Source organism: Streptomyces sp. NPDC048291 (assembly GCF_043201715.1).
In the GTDB taxonomy this organism is placed as follows: Bacteria; Actinomycetota; Actinomycetes; order Streptomycetales; family Streptomycetaceae; genus Streptomyces.
Window position 1 is genome coordinate 934,482 of sequence record NZ_JBICZC010000001.1, and the last position, 23,431, is coordinate 957,912.

Sequence of the window (23,431 nt, forward strand, 5' to 3'; positions counted from 1 at the left end):
CCACCGGGCGTGCACGGTCATGCCCAGCGGGCCGGATCCGATCCCCAGGGCGCCGGAGGCCGGGCCCAGTCGGCCGGCCCGCCCGCGAAGGACACCGGTGGCCGCGCGTACCGGAGCCGCCCCGGCGCGCCGTCCGTCTCCGCGAGCCAGGCGTCCGGCCCGTCGTACGGCTCACCGGTCCCGGAACCCGGCTCCAGCTCCGCCGTGAGCCACCGCGCGGTCCGCGCCAGCGCCACCCGGACGAACCTGCTCCCGCCGTCGTACGACTGCTCGGTCAGCGCCCGCAGCACACCGGCCGCCAGCAGATAACCGGTGCCGTGGTCCAGCGCCTGGGCGGGCAGCGCGCCCGGCCGGCCGGCGGAACCCTCGGTCCCCGCGATGCCGGTGGCGACCTGCACGAGGCTGTCGAAGCCGCGCCGCCCGCCCCACGGCCCGTACGCGCCCCACGCCGACACCTGGGCCACGACCAGCCCGGGCCGCCGCTCGGCCAGCGCCTCGGGGGAGAGCCCGAACCGGTCGAGGGCGCCCGGCCGGTAGCCGGTGACCACGACGTCCGCGGAGGCCAGCAACTCCTCGAAGGCCGCCGCTTCCGTCGTCAGGTCGAGCGTCGCCGAGCGCTTCCCGAAGCCCGTGTCGGCGTGCTGGTCGGGGAGTTCGGGCAGCCAGGGCGCGTCCAGGCGCAGGACGTCGGCGCCCAGCAGCCCGAGGGTGCGGGTGGCGACCGGGCCGGCCAGGACCCGGGTCAGGTCCAGGACGCGCAGCCCGGCGGCGGGCAGCAGGGGAGCGGCGCCGGCGTCGAGCGGCGGGAGCACGCGCGCGTGCGCCGCGTCCGGGCGGCCCCGCTCGACCAGGGGGTGCGCGGCCACCGCGACCGCCTGTTCGTGCGCGGCCCATTCCTCGGGCGAGCGCAGCGCCACGGCCAGTCCGCCGGCGGCGTGGACCGCGTCCTCCGTCTCCAGGGCGGGCTGCGCGGTGATCCGGGCCGCGACCTGCTCCGGGGCGGCGTCCGCCGGCAGGCCCAGCGCGCCCAGCAACCGGGCCCTGTGATGCGGGTAGTTGGCGTGCGTGCGCACCCACCCGTCGGCCGCCGGCCAGAACCGGGAGAGCGGGGCGAACTGCACCGGCGCCCGCCCGTCGGCCAGCAGGTGCCGCTCGCTGGTGAACGCCGTCGCCACGGCCCCGTCGTCCACCCGGACCCGGGGCACCTCGGCGGTCCCGGTCCGCCGTGCCGCCAGCTCGGCGGCGGCGAGCGCGCAGACGCCGACGCAGGCGCGGGCGAGCTGCCGCACCGGAAGGCGTGCCGGGAGCGTGCTCTCGCGTGTCACGGTCGTGACACGCGAGAGCAGTGACGGATCGCCGCCCAGCGCGGACCACGCATAGTTGATTCCAGTCATGATTTCACTATGCATTATTGACTGGATCAATATGTGTCCCCAGGGCCAGGGCCAGGGCCAGGGCCAGGGGCAGAGTCAGGACCAGGGCTACCTGGTCACCGCCGCCAGCGCGTCGGCCGTGCCCCACCCGTAGAAGCCGTTGCGGTTCCTGGAGCCCTCGCACACCGCGTCGATCTTGCCGTCGCCGTTGATGTCGTACGGGTCGGTGCACGGCGTGGCGGTCGCCTCGGCGTACAGCAGAGCCTTCACCAGGGCGGCGGAGGCGTGCGGATGGGTTGACTTGATCAATGCGGCGACGCCGACGACGTGCGGGGTCGCCATCGACGTGCCGGCCATGTAGCCCCACCTGCCGCCCGGCAGCGGGCCCAGGATCAGGCCGCTGGTGGCGGGGGGCTCCGGCGCCTGGTAGGCCGTCGAGTCGCCACCGGGTGCGGCGATGTCGATGACCCCGAGGCCGTAGTTGGAGAACGACGACTTGAGGCCCTTCGCGCCGGTCGCCGCGACCGTGACGACACCGGGCAGCTGGGTCGGGATGTCGAAGCAGGTGTGCGGGTCGATCACCCGGTCGACGGGGGTGCCGTCGTTCGGCGAGACCGGGTCGGTGATCGAGTCGGAGGCCAGGTCGTAGCTCTCGTTGCCGGCCGCCGCGACGTTGACCGTGCCCTTGCGCTCCGCGAACTGCGAGGCCCGGGTGATGGCGTCGACGAGCGCTTTCTGGTCCGGGTCGTCGGTGCAGTTGAAGTACCACGGGTCGGTGTAGTAGCTGTTGTTGGTCACGTCGATGTGGTGCTCGGCCGCCCACACGAAGCCGCAGACCACGGCCTCCGTGTAGAAGTAGCCGGCGGTGGTGGCCACCTTGATGCCGGCCACCTTCACGCCCGGCGCCACACCGGTGATGCCGATCCCGTTCTTGGCGCCCGCGATCTCGCCCGCCACGTGCGTGCCGTGCGGGCTCTCCGCCGCGGTGGGCCGCCAGGCGCCGTAGGTCGTGTCCGGCTTGCCGGAGACGCAGTTGGTGGACTGCGCGGCGGAGAAGTTGGGGGCGATGTCCGGGTGGGTGTCGTCGACGCCCGTGTCGATGACGGCGACGGTGACCTTCGAACTGCCCAGGGTCTTCTCGTGCGCCTTGTCCGCCTTGATGGCCGGCAGGTCCCACTGCAGCGGCTCCAGCGGGTCCTGCCCGTCGGTCGCCTGCGCGTCCGCCGCCGCGACCTGCTCGGAACTGAGCACCTCCGGCGTGCCGACGTCCGTGGTCGACTGGGCGGGCAGCGGCGCGTTGCGGGTGTTCCCGGCCGAGTCCACGCCGGGCACCTTGCGGATGATCTTCGCGAAGTCGGCGTTCGACGAATGCACGACGATCACGCCGATCTCGTCGTACGCGATCACCACCGAACCGCCGGCCCGCTCGATCGCCTTCCGGACGCGCTCGGAAGTGTGGTGCCCGGGACGGACGTTGACGACGTAGCTGAGGGACGTCGGGTCACCGGCGTCGGCTGCCGAGGCGGACGCGGACGTACCGGTGTCGGCGGCGGACGCCGAGACGTTGGGCAGGAAGGTGAGTGCCGTGGCCATGGCCATGCCGAGCGGGAGGGCGAGGACTCGGCGGTGGCGCGGCTTGGGCGCGGTCATCTGAGGTCTCCACTTCGTTCGCGGAACGGGCATGCCGTGCGGGAAGTCCTGCTCTGCGGTGGCTACTTGACGGCGCGCAGCGCGTCGACGACACCGGAGCCGTAGAAGCCGTTGACGTGCTTGCCGCCCACGCAGGTGGCGTCGACGACACCGTCGCCGTCCCCGTCGTACGGGCCGGCCGGGCAGCCCGGGTTGTCCGCCTCGGCCTTCAGGAGGGCCAGCAGCCGGGCCGGAGTGGCGTGCGGGTGCGTCGACTTCAGCAGCGCGGCCACCGCGGCCACGTGCGGGGACGCCATCGAGGTGCCCTGGAGGAAGCCGTACTGGTCGTTCGGCAGGGTGGACAGGACGCGGCCGTTCTTCGACGGCGTGTCCGGGATCTGGTACTTGTCGCCGCCCGGGCCCGCCACGTCGACGACGCCCCGGCCGTAGCTGGAGTAGTACGACTTCGTGTTGTTGACGCCCACCGCGCTCACGGTGACCACACCGGGCAGCTGGGTCGGTACGTCGAAGCACTCGTGCGGGTCGACCGTCCGGGTGGTCGCGGTCGAGTCGTCGGGGCTGGAGTCGTCGACGAGGGCGTGCGCGTCGAGGTCGTCGTTCGAGTTCCCCGCCGAGGCCACGTTGAGCGTGCCCTTGCGCTGGGCGTACAGCTGCGCCCTGTTGACCGCGTCAACGATGGCACGTTGATCGGGGTCGTCCATGCAGTTGTACAGCCATGGATCCACGTAGTAGCTGTTGTTGGTGATGTCGATGCCGTGGTCGGCGGCGAAGACGAAGGCGCAGACCACGCTCTCCGGGTAGAACAGCTGCGTCGAGTCGGGCTGCGCCACGGTGATGCTCGCGACCTTCACGCCCGGCGCCACACCGGCCACGCCGATCCCGTTGCGGGCGGCGGCTATCTCACCGGCGACATGGGTGCCGTGGTAGTGGTCGGCGTCCACCGGTCTCCAGGCGCCGTACGTCGTGTCCGCCTTGCCGCTCACGCAGTTGGCGGACTGCGCGGCGGAGAAGTTCGGGGCGATGTCCGGGTGGGTGTCGTCGACGCCGGTGTCGATGATGCCGACCGTCACCGAGCGGCTCCCCGGGTTGATCGCGGCGGCCTTGTCGGCACCGATCGTCCGCAGATCCCACTGGTCCGCTTCAAGGGGTTCCTGGCCGGCCGCCGACCGCTGCTCGACCTTCGCGGCCTCCGCCTTCGACAGGACCTGTACGGCGCCCTCGTCCGTGGTCCCCGCCGCGCTCAGCGCGGCCGTCCGGGTGGCGCCCGCCGACTCCACCCCGCGCACCGCCCGCAGGGCCGTGCCGAAGTCGGGGTTCGCCGAATGCGCGACGATCACGCCGATCTTGTCGTACGTCGCGACGATCGTGCCGCCGTTGCGGGTGACCGCCCGCTGCGCCGACTCGATCGTGCGATGGTCCGTCCTGGTGTTGACGACATAGGCCAGGTTCGGCCCGTCCGCCGACTGCGCGGCCCGGGTGGTCAGCGGGGCCGCGGAAGCCGCCGCCGGCACCAGGCCGAGCGAGGCGGTCAGCGACAGGACGACCGGGACGGCGAACGCCAGCCCGGGTCTGGAACGCAGATGAGCCATGGGGTCTCCACATCATCCGGAACATCAACCGAAAACGGGCCCGCCCGAGCCGTGTGCTGCTTGGGCAGGTACATGACGGGTGGTGCAGGGCCGAAGCTATCTCCCGCACTCACCGGCCAGCAATGACCGGAGGTGACTTGCGCCGACGACTTCCGAAAGAACCCGGGCGAGTTGAACCTGCCCACGCGTGGCGCCGTGACCTTGAGGAGGGAGCCGCAGCAGGATCGAGGCCCCCTGTCGGAATCACGCTCCGGAGTCGCGAGATCACTTCGGGTGCGCGATCCACATGTCTGTGAGGTCAGAATCCGCATGTCCGTATCGCGAGGAGACTCCGTGGCCACCGAGACACCACCGCCCTCGAACACGCAGACGCGGCACCCCTCCGGCGAGGAGTTCGCCGAGATGCAGCAGAGTCCGGAGTTCGCCGAACTGCGGCACTCCTACCGCTCCTTCGCCTTCCCGCTGACCGTCGCCTTCATCGCCTGGTACCTGCTGTACGTCCTGCTCTCCAGCTACGCGGACGGGTTCATGGGCACCAAGGTCGTCGGCAACGTCAACGTGGCGCTGGTCCTCGGCCTCGCCCAGTTCCTCACCACGTTCCTCATCGCCTGGTGGTACGCCCGGCACGCCGCCGCGAAGCTCGACCCCAAGGCCGAGGCCATCAAGTCCCGGATGGAGGGCGGCGCATGAGCCCCGCACAGCACACCACCCTGCTCGCGGCCGGCGAGGCGAGCCAGCACCGGACCCTGATCATCACCCTGTTCGCGGTGTTCGTCGCCGCTACCCTCGTCATCACCGTCTGGGCGGGCCGCCAGACCAAGGACGCCGCCGACTTCTACGCGGGCGGCCGCCAGTTCACCGGCTTCCAGAACGGCCTCGCCGTCTCCGGCGACTACATGTCCGCCGCGTCCTTCCTCGGCATCGCGGGCGCCATCGCCCTCTTCGGCTACGACGGCTTCCTGTACTCCATCGGCTTCCTGGTCGCCTGGCTGGTCGCCCTGCTCCTGGTCGCCGAGCCGCTGCGCAACTCCGGCCGCTACACCATGGGCGACGTCCTCGCCTACCGCATGCGCCAGCGCCCGGTCCGCACCGCCGCCGGCACCTCCACGATCGTCGTCTCGATCTTCTACCTGCTGGCCCAGATGGCGGGAGCGGGCGTCCTCGTCTCCCTCCTCCTCGGCATCACCAGCGACGGCGGCAAGATCGCCATCGTCGCCCTGGTCGGCGTCCTGATGATCGTCTACGTCACCATCGGCGGCATGAAGGGCACCACCTGGGTCCAGATGGTCAAGGCCGTCCTGCTCATCGCGGGCGCCCTGCTGCTGACCTTCATGGTCCTGGCCAAGTTCCACTTCAACCTCTCCGACCTGCTCGGCAAGGCCGCCGACAACAGCGGCAAGGGCGCCGCGTTCCTGGAGCCCGGTCTGAAGTACGGCGCCACCGGCACCAGCAAGCTGGACTTCCTCTCCCTCGGCATCGCCCTGGTCCTCGGCACCGCCGGCCTGCCGCACATCCTGATCCGCTTCTACACCGTGCCCACCGCGAAGGCAGCCCGGCAGTCGGTCCTCTGGGCCATCGGACTGATCGGCGCCTTCTACCTGATGACCCTCGCCCTCGGCTTCGGCGCCGCCGCGCTGATCAAACCCGACGAGATCATCGCGTCCAACAAGTCCGGCAACACCGCGGCCCCCCTCCTCGCCCTCCACCTGGGCGGCGTCGACTCCAACTGGGGCGCGATCCTGCTGGCCACGATCTCGGCGGTGGCCTTCGCGACCATCCTCGCGGTGGTCGCGGGCCTCACCCTGGCGTCCTCGTCGTCCTTCGCGCACGACATCTACGCCAACGTCATCAAGAAGGGCCAGGCCACCGAGAAGCAGGAGATCAACGCGGCCCGGTACGCCACGGTCGGCATCGGCGCCGTCTCCATCCTCCTCGGCGCCCTCGCCCGCGACCTGAACGTCGCCGGCCTGGTCGCCCTGGCCTTCGCGGTCGCCGCCTCCGCCAACCTGCCGACCATCCTCTACAGCCTCTTCTGGAAGCGGTTCACCACCGCCGGCGCCCTCTGGTCGATCTACGGCGGCCTGGTCACCGCCGTCGGCCTGGTGCTCTTCTCCCCGGTGGTGTCCGGCAAGGAGACGTCGATGTTCCCCGGCGTCGACTTCCACTGGTTCCCGCTGGAGAACCCGGGCATCATCTCGATCCCGGTCGGATTCCTCCTCGGCGTCGTGGGCACTCTGCTCTCCAAGGAGGACCCGGACGCCGCCAAGTACGCGGAGCTGGAGGTGCGGTCCCTGACCGGCACCGGAGCGCACTGAGCTTCGTACGACCGGCCGCGTCGACGGGATCATAGGATCCTACGACGCGGCCGCGTCGTACCTCGTGGCATCAGGCCTCTCCCGATGTCAGTGCCGTCACGTAGGCTCGCAAGAGACGGCAGAGATCCGATCCGCAACGAGGGAGGGGGCCCGCGTGCTCATCGACACCTATGGCCGGGTGGCCACCGACCTGAGAGTCTCGCTGACCGACCGGTGCAACCTGCGCTGTACGTACTGCATGCCCGAGGAGGGCCTGCAGTGGCTGGCCAAGCCCGACCTGCTCACGGACGACGAGATCGTCCGGCTGATCGACATCGCGGTCCGCCTGCTGGGCGTCGAGGAGGTCCGCTTCACCGGCGGCGAGCCGCTGCTGCGCCCCGGCCTGACCGGAATCGTCGAGCGGGTGGCGGCCCTCGCCCCGCGCCCCCGGATGTCCCTGACGACCAACGGCATCGGCCTGCGCCGCACCGCGGCGGCCCTCAAGGCGGCCGGCCTGGACCGGGTCAACGTCTCCCTTGACACCCTCCGCCCCGACGTCTTCAAGACCCTGACCCGCCGCGACCGCCACCACGACGTCCTCGACGGCCTCCGCGCCGCCCACGACGCCGGCCTCACCCCGGTCAAGGTCAACACGGTCCTGATGCCCGGGCTGAACGAGGACGAGGCCCCCGACCTCCTCGCCTGGGCGGTGGCCCACGACTACGAACTGCGCTTCATCGAGCAGATGCCCCTCGACGCCCAGCACGGCTGGAAGCGCGACAGCATGGTGACGGCCGGGGACATCCTCGCCTCCCTCCGCACCCGCTTCGACCTCGCCCCCGAGGGCGCGGACGACCGCGGCTCGGCCCCGGCGGAGCGCTGGCTGGTCGACGGCGGCCCGCACCGCGTCGGCGTCATCGCCTCGGTCACCCGCCCGTTCTGCGCGGCCTGCGACCGCACCCGCCTCACGGCCGACGGCCAGATACGGACCTGCCTGTTCGCGCGGGAGGAGACGGACCTGCGCGGCGCGCTCCGCTCGGGCGCGCCGGACGAGGAGATCGCCCGCAGGTGGCGGCTGGCGATGTGGGGCAAGAAGGCGGGGGCGGGGCTGGACGACCCGCAGTTCGTGCAGCCGGACCGGCCGATGTCCGCGATCGGCGGCTAGCCCGGCCCACCCGTCCTGCCCGGCTGACCCGGCCTACCCGGCCTACCCGTCCTGCCCGGACGACTCGGGCGACTCGGGCGACTCCCAGTCCCGCAAGAGCACGACGTCCTTCAGGAACCCCCGCACCCCGAGGAACTGCGAGAGATGCTCCCGGTGCTCCTCACAGGCGAGCCAGGTCTTGCGCCGCTCCGGCGTGTGGATCTTCGGGTTGTTCCACGCCAGCACCCACACCGCCGCGGCGCGGCAGCCCTTCGCCGAACAAACAACGTCACTCACTGCTTCGTCTCGCACCGCGTCGTCTCGCAAAAAAGACCCCGTAAACAAGGCGACGCCGAGCAGCCACGGGGGGAGCTGCCCGGCGTCGGTCCGTCGCTCCGACGGGGGATGCGGAGCGCGTACGCAGTATGTCACGGGTCACCCTTGGCCCGGCACTGGAACAGCACGATAGATCTGAGCATTTCTTGAGCTTCGGGCGGCGTCGCTCGGGGCCGGGTCGCCGCCCGTCCACGCCGCGTCGCCGAGCTCAGACCGACTCCGGTCGCTCGCCGCGCACGGCCCCCGCCGCCGGGTCCGCCGCCACGTCCTCCGGGACGGATTCCGCCTGTGCCTCCTCGGCCCGCGGCGGCGCGATCATCAGCCTGGTCGGCGCGACCCCGAAGGTCGACGGAAGCGACTGCGGCCGCTCCCGCCCGGCGTTGGCGATGACGACGGCGACATAGGGGAGCAGCGCCCCGAGCACCAGGGCCACGACGGCGACGTACCGTTCGACGTTCCACAACGTCACCGCGAGGATCACCGACAGGGTCCGGACGCCCATCGAGATGACGTACCGCCGCTGCCGGCCGCGTACGTCCTCCGCCAGGCCGGTGCGGGCTCCGGTGATCCGGAACACCTGGACGTTGCCGTCGCCGCGCTGCTTCCGCATCACATTCCACCATCCGCCCGCATCGGACTCTCCCCGGCCCGTACCCGGTCCGCACCCGCTCGGGGAACCGGGTCGGGACTCATTCCACGGTACGCCGCGCCTGCGCCGCCTTCGAGACCGGGTCGCCCTCCCGCCTGCGTGAACGCCCTGCGCCGTAGCGCGTACGGGCGTACCGACATGCGCCGTACGGCGTACGGGCCGAGACTTGGCGTAATGCTCACGTCGAGCCGTACGAGGAGGCAGCCATGGGCTGGTTGTGGGCGATCATCGTGGGTTTCGTGCTGGGCCTGATCGCGAAGGCGGTCATCCCGGGCAAGCAGCACAGCCCTCTATGGCTGACGACCATCTTCGGCATCCTGGGCGCCATCGCCGGCAACGCGATCGCCCGCGCGGTCGGCGTGGCGGAGACGAAGGGCATCGACTGGACCCGTCACCTCTTCCAGCTGGTGGCGGCCATCATCATCGTCTTCCTGGGCGACATGGCCTACACGGCGACCCTGGGAAAGCGCAAACAACAGCGCATCTGACGCGCCCCGAAGCGCCCCGTCAGGGGCGCGGGGAACTGCGCGACCAGCCACATCGAACCCGCGGCCGACAACGCACCCCGCACCCCCTAAGGCGCTCACGATCCGACGACCTCCACGGCCGCCAGGTTCTTCTTCCCCCGCCGCAGCACCAGCCACCGCCCGTGCAGCAGCTCCGCAGGATCCGGCACGGCGTCCTCGGCGGTCACCTTCACGTTGTTCACGTAGGCCCCGCCCTCCTTCACGGTCCGCCGCGCCGCGGACTTGCTGGCCACCAGCCCGACCTCGGCGAACAGGTCGACCACCGGACCCAGCTCGGCCACCTTGACGTGCGGCACCTCGGCCAGCGCCGAGGCCAGCGTCCGGTCGTCCAGCTCCGCCAGCTCGCCCTGCCCGAAGAGGGCACGGGACGCGGCCATCACGGCGGCCGTCTGGTCGGCCCCGTGGACCAGCGTCGTCAGCTCCTCGGCCAGCGCCCGCTGCGCGGCCCGCGCCTGCGGACGCTCCGCGGTCTGCCTCTCCAGGTCCTCGATCTCGGCGTGCGACCTGAAGCTGAAGATCCGCAGGAACTTGGAGACGTCCCGGTCGTCCGCGTTCAGCCAGAACTGGTAGAAGGCGTACGGCGTGGTCATCTCCGGGTCGAGCCAGACCGTGCCGGACTCCGTCTTGCCGAACTTGGTGCCGTCGGCCTTGGTGATCAGCGGCGTGCCCAGCGCGTGCACCACGGCGTCGGGCTCGACCTTGTGGATCAGGTCGGTGCCCGAGGTGAGGTTGCCCCACTGGTCGCTGCCGCCGGTCTGCAGCGTGCAGCCGTGGCGGCGGTACAGCTGGAGGAAGTCCATGCCCTGGAGGATCTGGTAGCTGAACTCCGTGTAGCTGATGCCCTCCTGCGACTCCAGGCGCCGGGCCACGGCCTCCTTCGCGATCATCTTGTTCACGCGGAAGTGCTTGCCGATGTCCCGCAGGAACTCGATGGCCGACAGGCCCTGCGTCCAGTCCAGGTTGTTGACCATGACCGCCGCGTTCGGACCCTCGAAGTCCAGCAGCGGAGCGATCTGGGCGCGCAGCCGCTCGACCCACTGGGCGACGACCTCGGGGGCGTTGAGCGTGCGCTCGGAGTTCGGCTTCGGGTCACCGATCAGGCCGGTGGCGCCCCCGACCAGGCCCAGCGGGCGGTTCCCGGCCTGCTGGATCCGGCGCATCGTCAGGATCTGCACGAGGTTGCCGAGGTGCAGGCTGGGCGCGGTCGGGTCGAAGCCGCAATAGAACGTGACGGGACCGTCTGCGAACGCCTTGCGCAATGCGTCCTCGTCGGTGGAGAGGGCGATGAGGCCCCGCCACTTCAGCTCGTCGACGATGTCCGTCACGGTTCTCGTATCTCCTTGGGTGGTCTCGTAATCAGCTACGAGGTTATACGCCCTGGCTGACAGAGCTCATATTGAAGTCGGGCACCCGCAGCGCGGGCATCGCAGCCCTAGTGAACCAGTCGCTCCACTCCCTCGGCAGCGTCTTTTCCGTGCGCCCGGCCTCGGTCGCCCGCCCCAGCAGGTCCACCGGCGACTCGTTGAACCTGAAGTTGTTCACCTGCCCGGTGACCTGGCCGTTCTCCACCAGGTAGACGCCGTCCCTGGTCAGGCCCGTGAGCAGCAGCGTCGCCGGGTCGACCTCGCGGATGTACCAGAGGCAGGTCAGCAGCAGCCCGCGCTCGGTGGCGGCCACCATGTCCTCGAGCGAGCGGTCCTCGCCGCCGTCGAGGATCAGGTTCCCGCCCGCCGTGGCGACCGGGAGCCCGGTCAGACCGGCCGTGTGCCGGGTGGTCGTGAGGTGCTTCAGCTCGCCCCCCGACACCCACTCGGTGGCGCCGACCGGCAGCCCGTTGTCGAAGACCGACTGGTCGCCGCCGGAGGAGTGCGCGACGACGAAGGGCGCGGACTCCAGGCCCGGCTCGTTCGGGTCGCTGCGCAGGGTCAGCGGCAGGTCGGTCAGCCTCTCGCCGACCCGGGTGCCGCCGCCCGGCTTGGAGAACACCGTCCGGCCCTCGGCCGCGTCCCGCCCGGACGCCGACCACAGCTGGTAGATCAGCAGGTCGGCGACGGCGGTCGGCGGCAGCAGCGTCTCGTACCGGCCGGCCGGGAGGTCCACCCGCCGCTCGGCCCAGCCGAGCCGCACCGCGAGCTCGGCGTCGAGCGCGCCGGGGTCGACGTCCTTGAAGTTCCGCGTGGAGTGCCCGGCCCAGGCGGAGCGGGTACGGTCCGGCGACTTGGCGTTCAGCTCCAGCGTGCCGGTGGGCTGGTCGTGCCTGAGCCGCAGCCCGGTCGAGGTGCCCACGTACGTCGAGACCAGCTCGTGGTTGGCGAAGCCGTACAGCTCGCGGCCGCCGGCGCGCGCGCGTGCGAAGGCCTCGCCGAGCGCCGGGGCGAAGTCGGTGAACACGGCGGAGGAGGTCTCGGCGGGCGCGTCCGTGAAGTCCGGCGCCTCCGGTACGCCGGTGACCAGCGGCTGGGCGTCCTCGGCGGGACCGGCACCGCGCGCGGCGGCCTCGGCGGCCCGCACCAGCGGCTCCAGGTCGTCGGCGGTCACGGCCGACCGGGAGACGACACCCGAGGCGGTGCCCTCCTTGCCGTCCACGGTGGCGACGACGGTGAGCGAACGGCCACGCGTGACGCCGTTGGTGGTGAGCGCGTTGCCGGCCCAGCGCAGGTTGGCGGTGGAGTACTCGTCGGCGATGACCACGCAGCCGTCGGCCCGGGACAGTTCCAGAGCGCGCTCGACGATCTCGTGCGGCTTGTTGCTACGGGCGCTCATCGACCGGCCTCCTGCGTGGTGTTGAGGATGTTGACGCCCTTGAAGAGGGCCGAGGGGCAGCCGTGCGACACCGCGGCGACCTGTCCCGGCTGGGCCTTGCCGCAGTTGAAGGCGCCGCCGAGGACGTACGTCTGGGGGCCGCCGACGGCCGCCATGGAGCCCCAGAAGTCGGTGGTCGTCGCCTGGTAGGCGACGTCGCGCAGCTGCCCGGTGATCCGGCCGTTCTCGATCCTGAAGAACCGCTGTCCGGTGAACTGGAAGTTGTAGCGCTGCATGTCGATCGACCAGGAACGGTCGCCGACCACGTAGACCCCGCGGTCGACCCCGCCGATCAGGTCCTCCGTCGCCAGCCCGGCCGGGTCCGGTCGCAGGGACACGTTGGCCATGCGCTGCACCGGGACGTGCCCGGGGGAGTCGGCGTACGCGCACCCGTTGGAGCGGTCGAAGCCGGTCAGCTTCGCGATGCGCCGGTCCAGCTGGTAGCCGACGAGCGTGCCGTCCTTGACCAGGTCCCAGGACTGGCCCTCGACGCCCTCGTCGTCGTACCCGATGGTCGCCAGGCCGTGCTCGGCGGTGCGGTCGCCGGTGACGTTCATCAGCTCGGAGCCGTACTTGAGCTTGCCGAGCTGGTCGAAGGTGGCGAAGGAGGTGCCGGCGTAGGCGGCCTCGTAGCCGAGCGCGCGGTCCAGCTCGGTGGCGTGGCCGATGGACTCGTGGATGGTCAGCCACAGGTTGGAGGGATCGACCACCAGGTCGTACAGGCCCGCCTCGACGCTCGGCGCACGCATCTTCTCGGCCAGCAGCTCCGGGATCTGCTCCAGCTCGGCGTCCCAGTCCCAGCCGGTGCCGGTGAGGTACTCCCAGCCGCGGCCGACCGGCGGCGCGATGGTCCGCATCGAGTCGAACTCGCCGCTGGACTCGTCGACCGACACGGCCGTCAGCTGCGGATGCAGCCGCACCCGCTGCTGGGTCGTCACGGTCCCGGCCGTGTCCGCGTAGAACTTGTTCTCGTGGACGGTGAGCAGCGAGGCGTCGACGTGGTTGACGCCGTTCGCCGCCAGCAGCCGCGCGCTCCACTCCGCGAGCAGCGCCGCCTTCTCCTCGTCCGGCACCGAGAACGGGTCGATCTCGTACGCCGAGACCCACGTCTTCTCCGCGTGCACCGGCTCGCCGGCCAGCTCCACCCGCTCGTCCGAGCCGGCCGCCTTGATGACCTGCGCCGAGAGCTTGGCCATCGCCACCGCCTGGGAGGCGACCTTGGCCGCCGCGTCCAGGGTCAGGTCCACCCCGGACGCGAAGCCCCACGTACCGCCGTGTACGACCCGGACCGCGTACCCGAGGTCGGTGGTGTCCGAGGAGCCGGCCGGCTTGGCGTCCCGCAGCCGCCAGGACGCGCTGCGCACCCGCTCGAACCGGAAGTCCGCGTGCTCGGCCCCCAGCGCACGCGCGCGTGCCAGCGCGGCGTCGGCCAGGGCCCGTAGCGGAAGCGCCGTGAAGGCTTCGTCGATGGAATGAGGCACGGAGGTCTCCCTGCTGTCGTGGCCTGTCCGTCCGATCATGTCGCGCCCGCGGGTGCGCGGACCACAGGTTTCGGCCCGGCGTCGCGGCTTTCTGTAGGGATCCGACAGTGACACTCCCGAGCCACTGTCGGTGCCCGCTTGCCCGCGGAGATGGCGGGACCGATAGGTTTTCGATGAAGCCGCCTGTCGTGTCAGCTGTTCGGGCGGGTTGTCAGACCGATCGAAAGGGTGATCCGTTGAGCCGCTCGGTTCTCGTCACTGGAGGCAACCGGGGCATCGGCCTCGCCATCGCCCGCGCTTTCGCCGACAACGGCGACAAGGTTGCCGTCACGTACCGCTCCGGTGAGCCGCCGGCCGTACTCAAGGAACTGGGCGTCCTGGCCGTCAAGTGCGACATCACCGACTCCGAGCAGGTGGAGCAGGCCTACAAGGAGATCGAGGACGCGCACGGCCCGGTCGAGGTCCTGATCGCCAACGCCGGCATCACCAAGGACACGCTCCTGATGCGGATGTCCGAGGAGGACTTCACCTCGGTCGTCGACACCAACCTCACCGGCACCTTCCGGGTCGTCAAGCGCGCCAACCGCGGCATGCTGCGCGCCAAGAAGGGCCGCGTCGTCCTCATCTCCTCGGTCGTCGGCCTCTACGGCGGTCCCGGCCAGGCCAACTACGCCGCCTCCAAGGCCGCCCTGGTCGGCTTCGCGCGCTCCCTCGCCCGTGAGCTGGGCTCGCGCAACATCACCTTCAACGTCGTCGCGCCCGGCTTCGTCGACACCGACATGACCAAGGTGCTCACCGACGAGCAGCGCGCCACCATCGTGTCGCAGGTGCCGCTCGGCCGGTACGCGGAGCCCGAGGAGGTCGCCGCGACGGTGCGGTTCCTCGCCTCGGACGACGCCTCGTACATCACTGGAGCCGTCATCCCCGTTGACGGCGGACTGGGAATGGGTCACTGATCACCATGAGTGGAATCCTCGAGGGCAAGCGCATCCTGATCACGGGTGTGCTGATGGAGTCCTCCATCGCCTTCCACGCGGCCAAGCTGGCCCAGGAGCAGGGTGCCGAGATCATCCTCACCGCGTTCCCGCGGCCCACGCTGACCGAGCGCATCGCCAAGAAGCTGCCGAAGCCCACCAAGGTCATCGAGCTCGACGTCACCAACGACGAGCACCTCGGGCGCCTCGCCGACCTCGTCGGCGAGGAGCTCGGCGGCCTCGACGGCGTCGTCCACTCCATCGGCTTCGCCCCCCAGGACGCCCTCGGCGGCAACTTCCTCAACACGCCGTTCGAGTCCGTCGCCACCGCCATGCACGTCTCGGCGTACTCCCTGAAGTCGCTGACCATGGCCTGCCTGCCGCTGATGCAGAACGGCGGCTCGGTCGTCGGCCTCACCTTCGACGCCCAGTACGCCTGGCCGCAGTACGACTGGATGGGCCCGGCCAAGGCCGCCCTGGAGGCCACCAGCCGCTACATCGCCCGCGACCTGGGCAAGCAGAACATCCGCTGCAACCTCATCTCGGCCGGCCCGATCGGCTCCATGGCCGCCAAGTCCATCCCGGGCTTCAGCGACCTGGCCGCCGTCTGGGACCACCGCTCCCCGCTGGAGTGGGACCTCAAGGACCCGGAGCCGGCCGGCAAGGGCATCGTCGCCCTGCTGAGCGACTGGTTCCCGAAGACCACCGGCGAGATCATCCACGTGGACGGCGGCCTGCACGCCATCGGCGCCTGACCGCACGGACTCACGGAGTCATCGAGCGGATTCGTCGAGCGGATTCGTCGAGGCCCGCATCCCGCGAGGGGTGCGGGCCTCACCCGTTCGGCCCACCGGCCGGGTGATCACCCGCCGGGCGGCGCACGCTGGAGAGGCGGCGGCGCCCCCTGGTTGCGCGTTCACCGCGCGACGTCCCTCCCCAGCCCGGCCGAGGAGGTCCCCCTTGTGCGCCTTTCCCGCAGCCTGGCCCCGGTGACCCTGGCCCTCGCCCTCGTGGTGTCGCTGCCCTGCGACGCGCGGTCCCACGCGCGCGTGCCGAGCGGACACGAGCCGGCCCCGCAGCTGTTCGGCGCGTCCTGCCGGACCACCGTCCGCGGCTCCCACGTGGTGGCCTACTGCCACAACCCCTACGTCGACACGGACCGGGTCCGGCTGCACATCGAGTGCGCCCAGTGGTGGGACATCGACACCGACGGCTCCCCGGTCGACACCGGCCCGGCGATGACCGTACGGCTCTCCGGCCGCTGCTGGGAGGAGGTCGGATCGGTGTGGATCAGTCACCAGAAGGTGGACTGAACCGGTCCGGACGGCACAGGAACGGGTAGCTCGCCGCCTCCTTCGCGGCAGCGTCCGCGTCGCCCGCGCGGATCGCCTCGACCAGCCGGGTGTGGTCCATGTACGACTGCGGTGTCAGCTCGGCGCCGACGTCCGCGCGCAGCCAGTCCCGCAGCACCTCGCCCAGGTCGGCGTACATCGCCGTCAGCACGTCGTTGTGCGAGGCGGCCACCACGGCCAGGTGCAGGGTCGCGTCCGCCGCCACGAAGGCCTCCGCGTCGCCCGACCGCCAGGCCTGCTCGCGGCGCGACAGGAGGGCGTCGAGCTGCCCGAGGTCCTTCTCGGTGCGGCGCGCCGCGGCCAGCCGGGCGGCCGACGACTCCAGGGTGGAGCGCAGCTCGGCGATGTGCCGGGGGTCGGCGTCGGCGAACCGGCGGTGCATCACGCCGGCCAGCTCGCTGGTGGCCGCGACGTACGTCCCCGAGCCCTGGCGGATGTCCAGCAGGCCGTTGTGGGCCAGTGCCCGGACGGCCTCCCGGACGGTGTTGCGGGCCACCCCGAGCTGCTCGACCAGCTCCGGCTCGGTGGGGATGCGCGAGCCGACCGGCCACTCGCCCGAGGTGATCTGGTTCCGCAACGCTGCGATGACCTGCTCGGACAGCGCCGAGCGGCGCGGATGGCTCAGAGGCATGACACACCTTCGCACGCGAGGGCCCGGCGGGGGCGGCCGGGCCTGCCCGGGGATGGACAAGTATTCATCCTATGATTCTATGATGGGTCTCATGGCAGGCAAGGAAACCGGCACCACGGCCTCTGAGGCGACCGAGACCACCAAGACCACCGAGACAGCTGGGACAGCTGGGACAGCTGGGATAGCTGGGACCGTTGAGACGGCTCGCGCGACGGCATCAGGGGGCAGCCCCGCGACCGTCACGCGCGTGTGGGCGACACGGCTGGTCGTCGTCGGCATCGTGCTGTCCGCCGTCAACCTCCGACCGGCCATCACCAGCCTCGGCGCGCTCCTGGAGGAGGTCCGCGACGGCCTCGGCATGAGCGGCAGCGTGGCCGGACTGCTCACCTCCGTGCCCCCGCTCTGCTTCGCCGTCTTCGGCGTCATGGCTCCCCGCCTCGCCCGCCGCTTCGGCCCGGCGGCCGTGGTCTGCGCGGGCATGGCGGCCGTCACGGCCGGCCTGCTGATACGGCCGTACGCCGGGAGCACCGCCGGATTCCTGGCCGGCAGCGCGCTCGCGCTCATGGGCATCGCCGTCAGCAACGTACTGATGCCGGTCATCGTCAAGCGCTGGTTCCCCGACCGGGTCGGCTCCATGACCGGCCTGTACTCGATGGCGCTCGCCGCCGGCACCGCGCTGGCCGCCGCGGTGACCGTCCCGCTGACCGACACGCTGGGCGGCAGCTGGCAGACCGGGCTGGCCGTCTGGGGCGGGCTCGCCGCGGTCGCGGTGCTGCCCTGGGTCCCGCTGGTGCGGGACCGGGGAACGGCGCCCGCCCCTGCCCCTGCCCCCGAGGCCGGTGCCGGCGCACACGCGCGTGCCGAGCGGCAGCCGCCCGCGCTGCGGATCACCCGCAGCCGTACCGCCTGGGCGCTCGCCGTGTTCTTCGGGCTCCAGGCCACCGCCGCCTACATCACGATGGGCTGGATGGCACAGATCTTCCGGGACGCGGGCGTCTCCGCGAGCACGGCCGGACTGCTGCTGGCCGTCACCATGGTGATGGGCGTACCGCTGGCCTTCGTCATCCCGCGCGTGGCGACCCGGCTGCCGCACCAGGGCCCCATCGTGATCGCGCTCGGCGTCTGCGGCCTCGCCGGATACGCCGGCCTGTACCTGGCGCCCGCAGGCGGCGCCTGGGCCTGGGCCGTCCTGCTGGGCATCGCGAACTGTGCCTTCCCGCTGGCCCTCACCATGGTCGGGATGCGGGCCAGGACCGGCGCGGGCGTCGCCCAGCTCTCCGCCTTCGCCCAGAGCACCGGATACCTGATCTCCATCCCCGGTCCGCTGCTGGTGGGCGTGCTCTACCAGCACAGCGGCGGCTGGGGCCTGCCGATCGCCCTCATGGTCGGCCTGATGATCCCGCAGATGGCCGTCGGCGTCCTGGCGGGCCGGAACCGCATCGTGGAGGACGAGGCGGCCACGACGGCCGCCTGACCGCGCACCGGCCCCCGCCGACGACGCCCGCCGGCCCTCTGTCCGCTCGTGTCGGCGCGTGTCTGCTCATACCGGTCCGTGTCGCGGCCACCCCGCGCGGTCCGGCCGCGACCCGGGGTGCCAGACTGGCCTCATGCCAGTGCTCGACCCGAACCCCCAGAACGGTCAGAAGAAGATGCTGATCGTCTTCGGCTCGTTCTTCGCCATCTTCATCGTCATCGCCGTCATCGCGACCCTCGCGTCACCCTGACCACAGCAGGCCGCCACCCCCGCGGCCGATGGTGGTGCTAGCCCCACCATCCCCTAGGGGGTGAGGGTCAGGGTCAAGTGGGTGGATCACCGGATGGGACGGCGACCGCGGATTCCGTAGTTTCGAGGTGTGGCCGCGAGGGCGGCCGACAGACCCCGGAGACCAACGGAGGCGACCATGCCGGCCCCCACGCACACCCGGTCCCACCCGGCGACCCCGGGCAGCGTCGACATCCGGCTCCCCTGGTGGGCGCTCGCGCTTCCCGCGCTCGCCTTCGTCGCCCTGCTGCTCCTGATACTGAACCCGGCGGACGCCCACGCGGCCACCGGGGACCCCGCCGTCACCCACCTTTTCGAGCGCGTCCAGCAGATCGTCACCCGTTAGCGCATTCAGGGGCTCGGCACCCGCGGACCGGGCGAAGCCGCATGTCAACTCCCTGCGCCCGTTGGCCTGTTTCATGCGAAGCTGGGTGCCATGAGCGTCGCAGAACCCCGCAGGATTGTCCTCTTCCGCCATGCGAAAGCCGACTGGCCACAGGTGACCGACCACGAGCGACCGCTCGCTGAGCGGGGCCGAATGGACGCCGCCGTCGCCGGACGCAAGCTCGCGGACAGCGGCATCACCTTCGACCTGGCACTGTGCTCCACCTCCGTGCGTACCCGGGAGACCTGGAAGCTCGCCGTCCATGAGCTCGCGCACCGGCCGAAAACCGTCTATGAGGAGCGGGTGTACGAGGCCTCGCCCGGCGAGCTGATCGCCGTGCTCAACGAGGTGCCCGACGACGTACAGACCGTGATCCTCATCGGCCACAATCCCGGCGTGCACGGCGTGACCGAGATCCTGGCCGGCGCCGCCGAGGCCGACGCCCGCGAGCGGATGGACCGCCGGGGCTTTCCCGCCGCCGCCTTCGCCGTCCTGACGCACGAGGGCTCCTGGAAGACCCTGGAGCCCGGCGTGGCCACGCTCGCGGACTACTGGGCACCTTCCGAGTGAGACCACCGCACCAGCACTGACGCGGCACGACGAGGGCCCGGCACCGATCTCCGCGGTGCCGGGCCCTCGGGTCCGTGTCGGCCGGACGGCTCAGCTCTCGTCGTGGGTGTCCGCCGCCTCGACCTCTTCGCGGGTGACGCCCAGCAGATACAGGACCGTGTCCAGGAACGGGAAGTTCACCGCCGTGTGCGCGGCCTCGCGGACCACCGGCTTGGCGTTGAAGGCGACCCCGAGACCGGCCGCGTTCAGCATGTCCAGGTCGTTGGCGCCGTCGCCGATGGCCACCGTCTGCACCAGCGGCACGCCCGCCTCGGCGGCGAACCGGCGCAGCAGCCGCGCCTTGCCCGCCCGGTCCACGATCTCGCCGGTCACCCGGCCGGTCAGCTTCCCGTCCACGATCTCCAGCGTGTTGGCCTGGGCGAAGTCCAGCCCCAGCCGCTCCTTCAGATCGTCGGTGACCTGGGTGAAACCGCCCGAGACGACGCCGACTTGGTAGCCGAGCCGCTTCAGCGTCCGGATCAGGGTCCGCGCGCCCGGCGTCAGCCGGACCTCGGCGCGCACCTTCCGCACGACCGACTCGTCCAGCCCCTTCAGCAGCGCCACGCGCGCGTGCAGCGACTGCTCGAAGTCCAGCTCGCCGCGCATCGCGGCCGCCGTCACCTGGGCGACCTCGTCCTCGCAGCCGGCGTGCGCCGCGAAGAGCTCGATCACCTCGTCCTGGATGAGCGTCGAGTCCACGTCCATGACGACCAGCCGCTGGGCCCGCCGGTGCAGGCCCGCCGAGACCACCGCGATGTCCACGCCGAGCTCGGCGGCGTCGGAGGCCAGGGCGGTGCGCAGCGGTTCGGTCTCCACGCCGGACACCGCGAACTCGACCGCCGTCACCGGGTACTTGGCGAGCCGGAAGATACGGTCGATGTTGCCGCCGGTCTTGGCGATCCGGGCGGCGATGGCGGCCGTCGACTCGGCGGTCAGCGGGTGGCCGAGGACGGTGACCAGAGAACGGCCGAGGCCACGCGGGCGGTTGTCGCCGTGACCGGAGATGATCTCCGCCTGCATCTTCATCGACTCGGCCCAGCTGTGCACGGTCGCCCTGAGGTCGCCCTCAAGACCCGCCGGGGGCTGGGTCACGAGCGCGCACAGCACCAGGCGGCCTCGCGTGACGACCTGCTCGATGTCGACCACGTCGACCATGTAGGCGGCAAGAGTGTCGAAGAGGCCGGCCGTGATGCCCGGCCTGTCCTTGCCGAAAATCTTGACGAGGAGAGTGGGGACCTCGGAGGTCTGCGGATCGCTCATGGTGTAACCAAGGTAACCGGCACCCAGTGCCTGCGGCGCAGGTGGTCCGCCTGACGGACACGGAACAATAGGTGTCGGGCCGGTGTCGGACGCCTTGCCTCCGCCCTACGGGCGAACGTGCGTGCGATGTCCACGGCCGGGGCCGGGGCGTATCCCGCCGCGCCTTCACGCACGGTTCAGCGCCGGGACATGCGCGTGGCGGATGCCGGGACATGCGTGTGGCGGGCACTGGGAGACGCGCGTGGCGGGCGCCGGGGGACGCGCGTGGCGGATGCCGGGACACGTGCGTGGCCGACCGCCGTGCTCCGTGCGCGGCGGTCGCTCTGACGCGCAGATGACGCAGCGAACCGCGCGGATGAAGCCGTGAACCGTGCGGCTGGCGCCGTGCTTCCCGCGGATCACGCGATCTGCGTGGCCGCCGCCTCCCGGCCCGGCGACCCACCCGCCGGTCCTACCCACGGGGTCGCCTGGGCGGCGGAGACGGCGGGGGAGGAGGTGGCGGGGGTGGGGGCCCGGCGCCCGGACCGCTCTGGGGTCCGTCGGGTCGCCGTGCGCCCGGCCTGGGCCGCGGGGAGCGAGGCGGCGGATCGAAGGGGCGCGCCATGGTGGGAGCGCCGTACACGTCGCTTGAGCCGGACGGCGGTACGTCGGAGGGGCCGCCACCCGATCCGCTCTCCTTGGGCGCGCGGCGGCCGTCGTCCGCCGGGGGCGGTGCGCCCGGCGGACGACGGCCCGGGACGGCGGAACCGCCCGGCGGTGCCGTCCCCGCCCCCTGCGCCGCACCGGACCGGGCCCCTCGGCCGCCGCCGGTCTCCCGCAGCTCCTCCGGCACCCGGAGATACGGGTTCGTGTTCGGATTGGGCGGACGGTACGGCGTACCCGGCGCGTAGGGCCCCGTCGTCCCGCTCCCCTCCCGCCCCGGAGTCCCGTCGGCCCCCGCACGAGCGGGCCCGCCGCCCGCCTCGCTGTCACCCAGTGCCAGCGGGGCGGCCCGTGACCCCGCCGCCCCGGTCATCCATGCCAGCAGCGCCCCCGCGGCCCCCGCCGCCGCGCCCCAGACCGCTCCGAGCAGCAACGCCATCCCCAGCTGCCCGTGCAGCTGGATCCCCGCCCCGAACGCGTCGAAGCCCAGTACCGACAGCGAGGCGTCCACCGACACGTCGGCCAGCCAGGCCAGCAGCGGCAGCGTGAGCGCGGTGGCGATCCCCAGCCGCACGGCACACCGCCCGGCGAAACCGAGCGCACCGGCCGAGCCGCCCCGCCGCCCCACCGGAGTCCGCCCCACCGGCGTCCGGACCGCCGTGAACACCCCGGCCAGCAGCATGAGCAGGGCCGCCGCGACCCCCAGCAGCCACACCCGTCCGTCCAGGCCGGCCAGGTGGCCGAGCGTCACCGACTGGTCGGACTTCGAGTTCAGGAGTTCGTCGAGGGGGTGCGGCAGGAACATGGTCAGGACGCCCGTCGCCCGGCCGTCGAAGGGGACGAAGAGCCCGATCGGGACGCCGAGCCAGACGCCGTTCGGAGCGCCGAGCAGGGCCGCGCCCATGATCCGGGCCGGATGCGGGTCGCCGATCGCCGCGTAGGCCGCCGCCGCCCAGCCGGCCGCCACGGCCACCAGCAGCACCGTCACCAGCGCCGAGGCCGCCGGCCGTACCACCCGGTGCACCGCGGCCCAGCCGTGTGGCAGCGGAGTCCGGCGCGAGGCCAGCAGGGCGATCAGCAGGATGCCCACCGACCAGCCGAGGCCGCCGAGCAGGGTCGCCGACGTGTCCACGCTGAAGCCGACCGCGGCGTTCGCGTGCACGAGGTCGCCGAGGCGGTCCGGCAGCAGCCCGCCGACGTCACCGATGCCGGGGATCTTCAGCCCCCCGCCACCGCTCCCGCCGCCCGGCAGCCTGTCCAGGCCGAGCGCACCGCCGTCGATCGTCACGACGGAGTGCCCCGCCCACGCCAGTCCGCCCAGCATCGCCACGAAGACCACCACCACCGAGCCCGCGCGGGCCAGCAGTTCGGCCGGGGAGATCACAACTCCGGCCGTGCGCAGGGACCGTAAGAAGAACCATGACAAAAGGAGCGCGCCGACCAGGCTCACCCCCAGTGGCGTGATCTCGATGGCCGTCGTGGCCTGCGCCCCCTTCAGCCCGAAAGCGGACAGATCTCCGTCCGGGGTGACCGAACCACCCGCCCCGAGCGCCACGACGGCCGCGGTCATCGGGCCCAGCGAGCCCGCCGCGTCGGCCCGCAGCAGATGCAGGCCCAGCGCCGCCGTGCCCGCCATACCGATCAACGCCCAGCTCACGGCGGCTATCGAGGACAGCAGGACGTCGGCCCACGGCAGCCGTGCGCCGTGCCTCGCGTGCTCGACTCCCGTACCAGACGCATCAGCACTCATGGCAGACCCCCCGATCCGCAGGCGCCCCGGACCACTCCGTCGCGCTTGTCCCCCTCGCGTGGATTACCACTCTCCGGGCCGGTTTCAACCCCGTCAACGGAAAGAGTTGAAGCGCTCGTACGAGCCCTCCACAAGGCCCGGCTTTCGGTCAGAGGGTCGAGCCTGAAATAGTTCCCGACGATGTTCGACATCCCTAGACTCCCTGTGATGGGGGTAACTCG

General features: G+C 71.7%; 22 protein-coding genes. 11 read left to right on the forward strand and 11 right to left on the reverse strand.

Annotated elements, in window-relative coordinates:
- Positions 1-17: 17 nt before the first annotated feature.
- The 3 genes from ACGF5O_RS04130 to ACGF5O_RS04140 all read right to left on the reverse strand — a co-directional run bounded on the left by ACGF5O_RS04130 (position 18) and on the right by ACGF5O_RS04140 (position 4,612).
- Entirely contained in the window at positions 18-1,394 is a 1,377-nt protein-coding gene (locus ACGF5O_RS04130) for a CoA transferase (RefSeq protein ID WP_393808348.1), read from the reverse strand.
- 87 nt (positions 1,395-1,481) lie between these two features.
- Positions 1,482-3,023, reverse strand: a complete 1,542-nt coding sequence (locus ACGF5O_RS04135; RefSeq protein WP_393808349.1) for a S8 family serine peptidase — start codon at positions 3,021-3,023, stop codon at positions 1,482-1,484.
- Between the two features lie 62 nt (positions 3,024-3,085).
- Positions 3,086-4,612, reverse strand: a complete 1,527-nt coding sequence (locus ACGF5O_RS04140; protein WP_393808350.1) for a S8 family serine peptidase — start codon at positions 4,610-4,612, stop codon at positions 3,086-3,088.
- A gap of 333 nt (positions 4,613-4,945) precedes the next feature.
- On the opposite strand from ACGF5O_RS04140, the gene ACGF5O_RS04145 reads away from it, so the two are divergent.
- The 3 genes from ACGF5O_RS04145 (at position 4,946) to moaA (ending at position 8,071) form a co-directional block, all read left to right on the forward strand.
- Positions 4,946-5,302: a DUF485 domain-containing protein gene (locus ACGF5O_RS04145; RefSeq protein ID WP_393808351.1), complete on the forward strand. Its 357-nt coding sequence runs from the start codon at positions 4,946-4,948 to the stop codon at positions 5,300-5,302.
- Complete coding sequence (locus ACGF5O_RS04150; RefSeq protein ID WP_393808352.1) at positions 5,299-6,927, forward strand: cation acetate symporter; 1,629 nt, start codon at positions 5,299-5,301, stop codon at positions 6,925-6,927. The genes ACGF5O_RS04145 and ACGF5O_RS04150 overlap by 4 nt, the downstream gene beginning before the upstream one ends.
- A 154-nt stretch (positions 6,928-7,081) precedes the next feature.
- Positions 7,082-8,071 carry a GTP 3',8-cyclase MoaA gene (gene moaA / locus ACGF5O_RS04155; RefSeq protein WP_393808353.1) on the forward strand — a complete coding sequence of 330 codons (990 nt, stop codon included), beginning with the start codon at positions 7,082-7,084 and terminating at the stop codon, positions 8,069-8,071.
- 42 nt (positions 8,072-8,113) lie between these two features.
- Here moaA and ACGF5O_RS04160 read toward each other — a convergent pair whose 3' ends face one another.
- The gene (locus tag ACGF5O_RS04160) at positions 8,114-8,347 is read right to left on the reverse strand and encodes a hypothetical protein (protein WP_393808354.1); all 234 of its coding nucleotides are present in this window, start codon (positions 8,345-8,347) and stop codon (positions 8,114-8,116) included.
- Positions 8,348-8,594: 247 nt separating this feature from the next.
- Positions 8,595-8,996: a DUF3099 domain-containing protein gene (locus tag ACGF5O_RS04165; protein ID WP_393808355.1), complete on the reverse strand. Its 402-nt coding sequence runs from the start codon at positions 8,994-8,996 to the stop codon at positions 8,595-8,597.
- Positions 8,997-9,241: 245 nt separating this feature from the next.
- On the opposite strand from ACGF5O_RS04165, the gene ACGF5O_RS04170 reads away from it, so the two are divergent.
- Entirely contained in the window at positions 9,242-9,523 is a 282-nt protein-coding gene (locus tag ACGF5O_RS04170) for a GlsB/YeaQ/YmgE family stress response membrane protein (protein ID WP_393808356.1), read from the forward strand.
- 95 nt (positions 9,524-9,618) lie between these two features.
- Here the strand turns inward: ACGF5O_RS04170 and tyrS are convergent, their stop codons facing one another.
- From tyrS to ACGF5O_RS04185, 3 genes are read right to left on the reverse strand one after another with little or no spacing between them, the layout of a single operon-like run.
- Entirely contained in the window at positions 9,619-10,887 is a 1,269-nt protein-coding gene (gene tyrS, locus ACGF5O_RS04175; protein ID WP_393808357.1) for a tyrosine--tRNA ligase, read from the reverse strand.
- A 43-nt stretch (positions 10,888-10,930) separates the two neighbouring features.
- Positions 10,931-12,325 carry a metallopeptidase TldD-related protein gene (locus tag ACGF5O_RS04180; RefSeq protein ID WP_393808358.1) on the reverse strand — a complete coding sequence of 465 codons (1,395 nt, stop codon included), beginning with the start codon at positions 12,323-12,325 and terminating at the stop codon, positions 10,931-10,933.
- The gene (locus ACGF5O_RS04185; protein WP_393808359.1) at positions 12,322-13,845 is read right to left on the reverse strand and encodes a TldD/PmbA family protein; all 1,524 of its coding nucleotides are present in this window, start codon (positions 13,843-13,845) and stop codon (positions 12,322-12,324) included. The genes ACGF5O_RS04180 and ACGF5O_RS04185 overlap by 4 nt, the downstream gene beginning before the upstream one ends.
- Positions 13,846-14,081: 236 nt before the next feature.
- Here ACGF5O_RS04185 and fabG point away from each other — a divergent pair, with 236 nt between their 5' ends.
- The 3 genes from fabG to ACGF5O_RS04200 all read left to right on the forward strand — a co-directional run bounded on the left by fabG (position 14,082) and on the right by ACGF5O_RS04200 (position 16,132).
- Positions 14,082-14,801: a 3-oxoacyl-[acyl-carrier-protein] reductase gene (gene fabG, locus ACGF5O_RS04190; protein WP_351498506.1), complete on the forward strand. Its 720-nt coding sequence runs from the start codon at positions 14,082-14,084 to the stop codon at positions 14,799-14,801.
- A 5-nt stretch (positions 14,802-14,806) separates the two neighbouring features.
- Positions 14,807-15,574 (forward strand): enoyl-ACP reductase FabI, encoded by a 768-nt coding sequence (fabI, locus tag ACGF5O_RS04195; RefSeq protein WP_046727988.1) that lies wholly within the window; start codon positions 14,807-14,809, stop codon positions 15,572-15,574.
- Between the two features lie 207 nt (positions 15,575-15,781).
- Complete coding sequence (locus ACGF5O_RS04200) at positions 15,782-16,132, forward strand: hypothetical protein (protein WP_393808360.1); 351 nt, start codon at positions 15,782-15,784, stop codon at positions 16,130-16,132.
- Here the strand turns inward: ACGF5O_RS04200 and ACGF5O_RS04205 are convergent.
- Complete coding sequence (locus tag ACGF5O_RS04205; protein WP_393808361.1) at positions 16,110-16,802, reverse strand: FadR/GntR family transcriptional regulator; 693 nt, start codon at positions 16,800-16,802, stop codon at positions 16,110-16,112. The genes ACGF5O_RS04200 and ACGF5O_RS04205 overlap by 23 nt on opposite strands.
- A gap of 91 nt (positions 16,803-16,893) precedes the next feature.
- Here ACGF5O_RS04205 and ACGF5O_RS04210 point away from each other — a divergent pair, with 91 nt between their 5' ends.
- From ACGF5O_RS04210 to ACGF5O_RS04225, 4 genes are all read left to right on the forward strand, one after another.
- The gene (locus ACGF5O_RS04210; RefSeq protein ID WP_393808362.1) at positions 16,894-18,276 is read left to right on the forward strand and encodes a CynX/NimT family MFS transporter; all 1,383 of its coding nucleotides are present in this window, start codon (positions 16,894-16,896) and stop codon (positions 18,274-18,276) included.
- 133 nt (positions 18,277-18,409) lie between these two features.
- Complete coding sequence (locus ACGF5O_RS04215) at positions 18,410-18,526, forward strand: SGM_5486 family transporter-associated protein (protein ID WP_089107830.1); 117 nt, start codon at positions 18,410-18,412, stop codon at positions 18,524-18,526.
- Between the two features lie 177 nt (positions 18,527-18,703).
- Positions 18,704-18,910, forward strand: a complete 207-nt coding sequence (locus tag ACGF5O_RS04220) for a hypothetical protein (RefSeq protein WP_393808363.1) — start codon at positions 18,704-18,706, stop codon at positions 18,908-18,910.
- Between the two features lie 90 nt (positions 18,911-19,000).
- Positions 19,001-19,519, forward strand: coding sequence for a SixA phosphatase family protein (locus ACGF5O_RS04225; protein WP_393808364.1), 519 nt, complete (start codon positions 19,001-19,003; stop codon positions 19,517-19,519).
- 90 nt (positions 19,520-19,609) lie between these two features.
- On the opposite strand, the gene serB is transcribed toward ACGF5O_RS04225, so the two are convergent.
- Positions 19,610-20,818: a phosphoserine phosphatase SerB gene (gene serB, locus ACGF5O_RS04230; RefSeq protein WP_393808365.1), complete on the reverse strand. Its 1,209-nt coding sequence runs from the start codon at positions 20,816-20,818 to the stop codon at positions 19,610-19,612.
- A gap of 451 nt (positions 20,819-21,269) precedes the next feature.
- The gene (locus tag ACGF5O_RS04235) at positions 21,270-23,210 is read right to left on the reverse strand and encodes a streptophobe family protein (protein ID WP_393808366.1); all 1,941 of its coding nucleotides are present in this window, start codon (positions 23,208-23,210) and stop codon (positions 21,270-21,272) included.
- Positions 23,211-23,431: the final 221 nt, after the last annotated feature.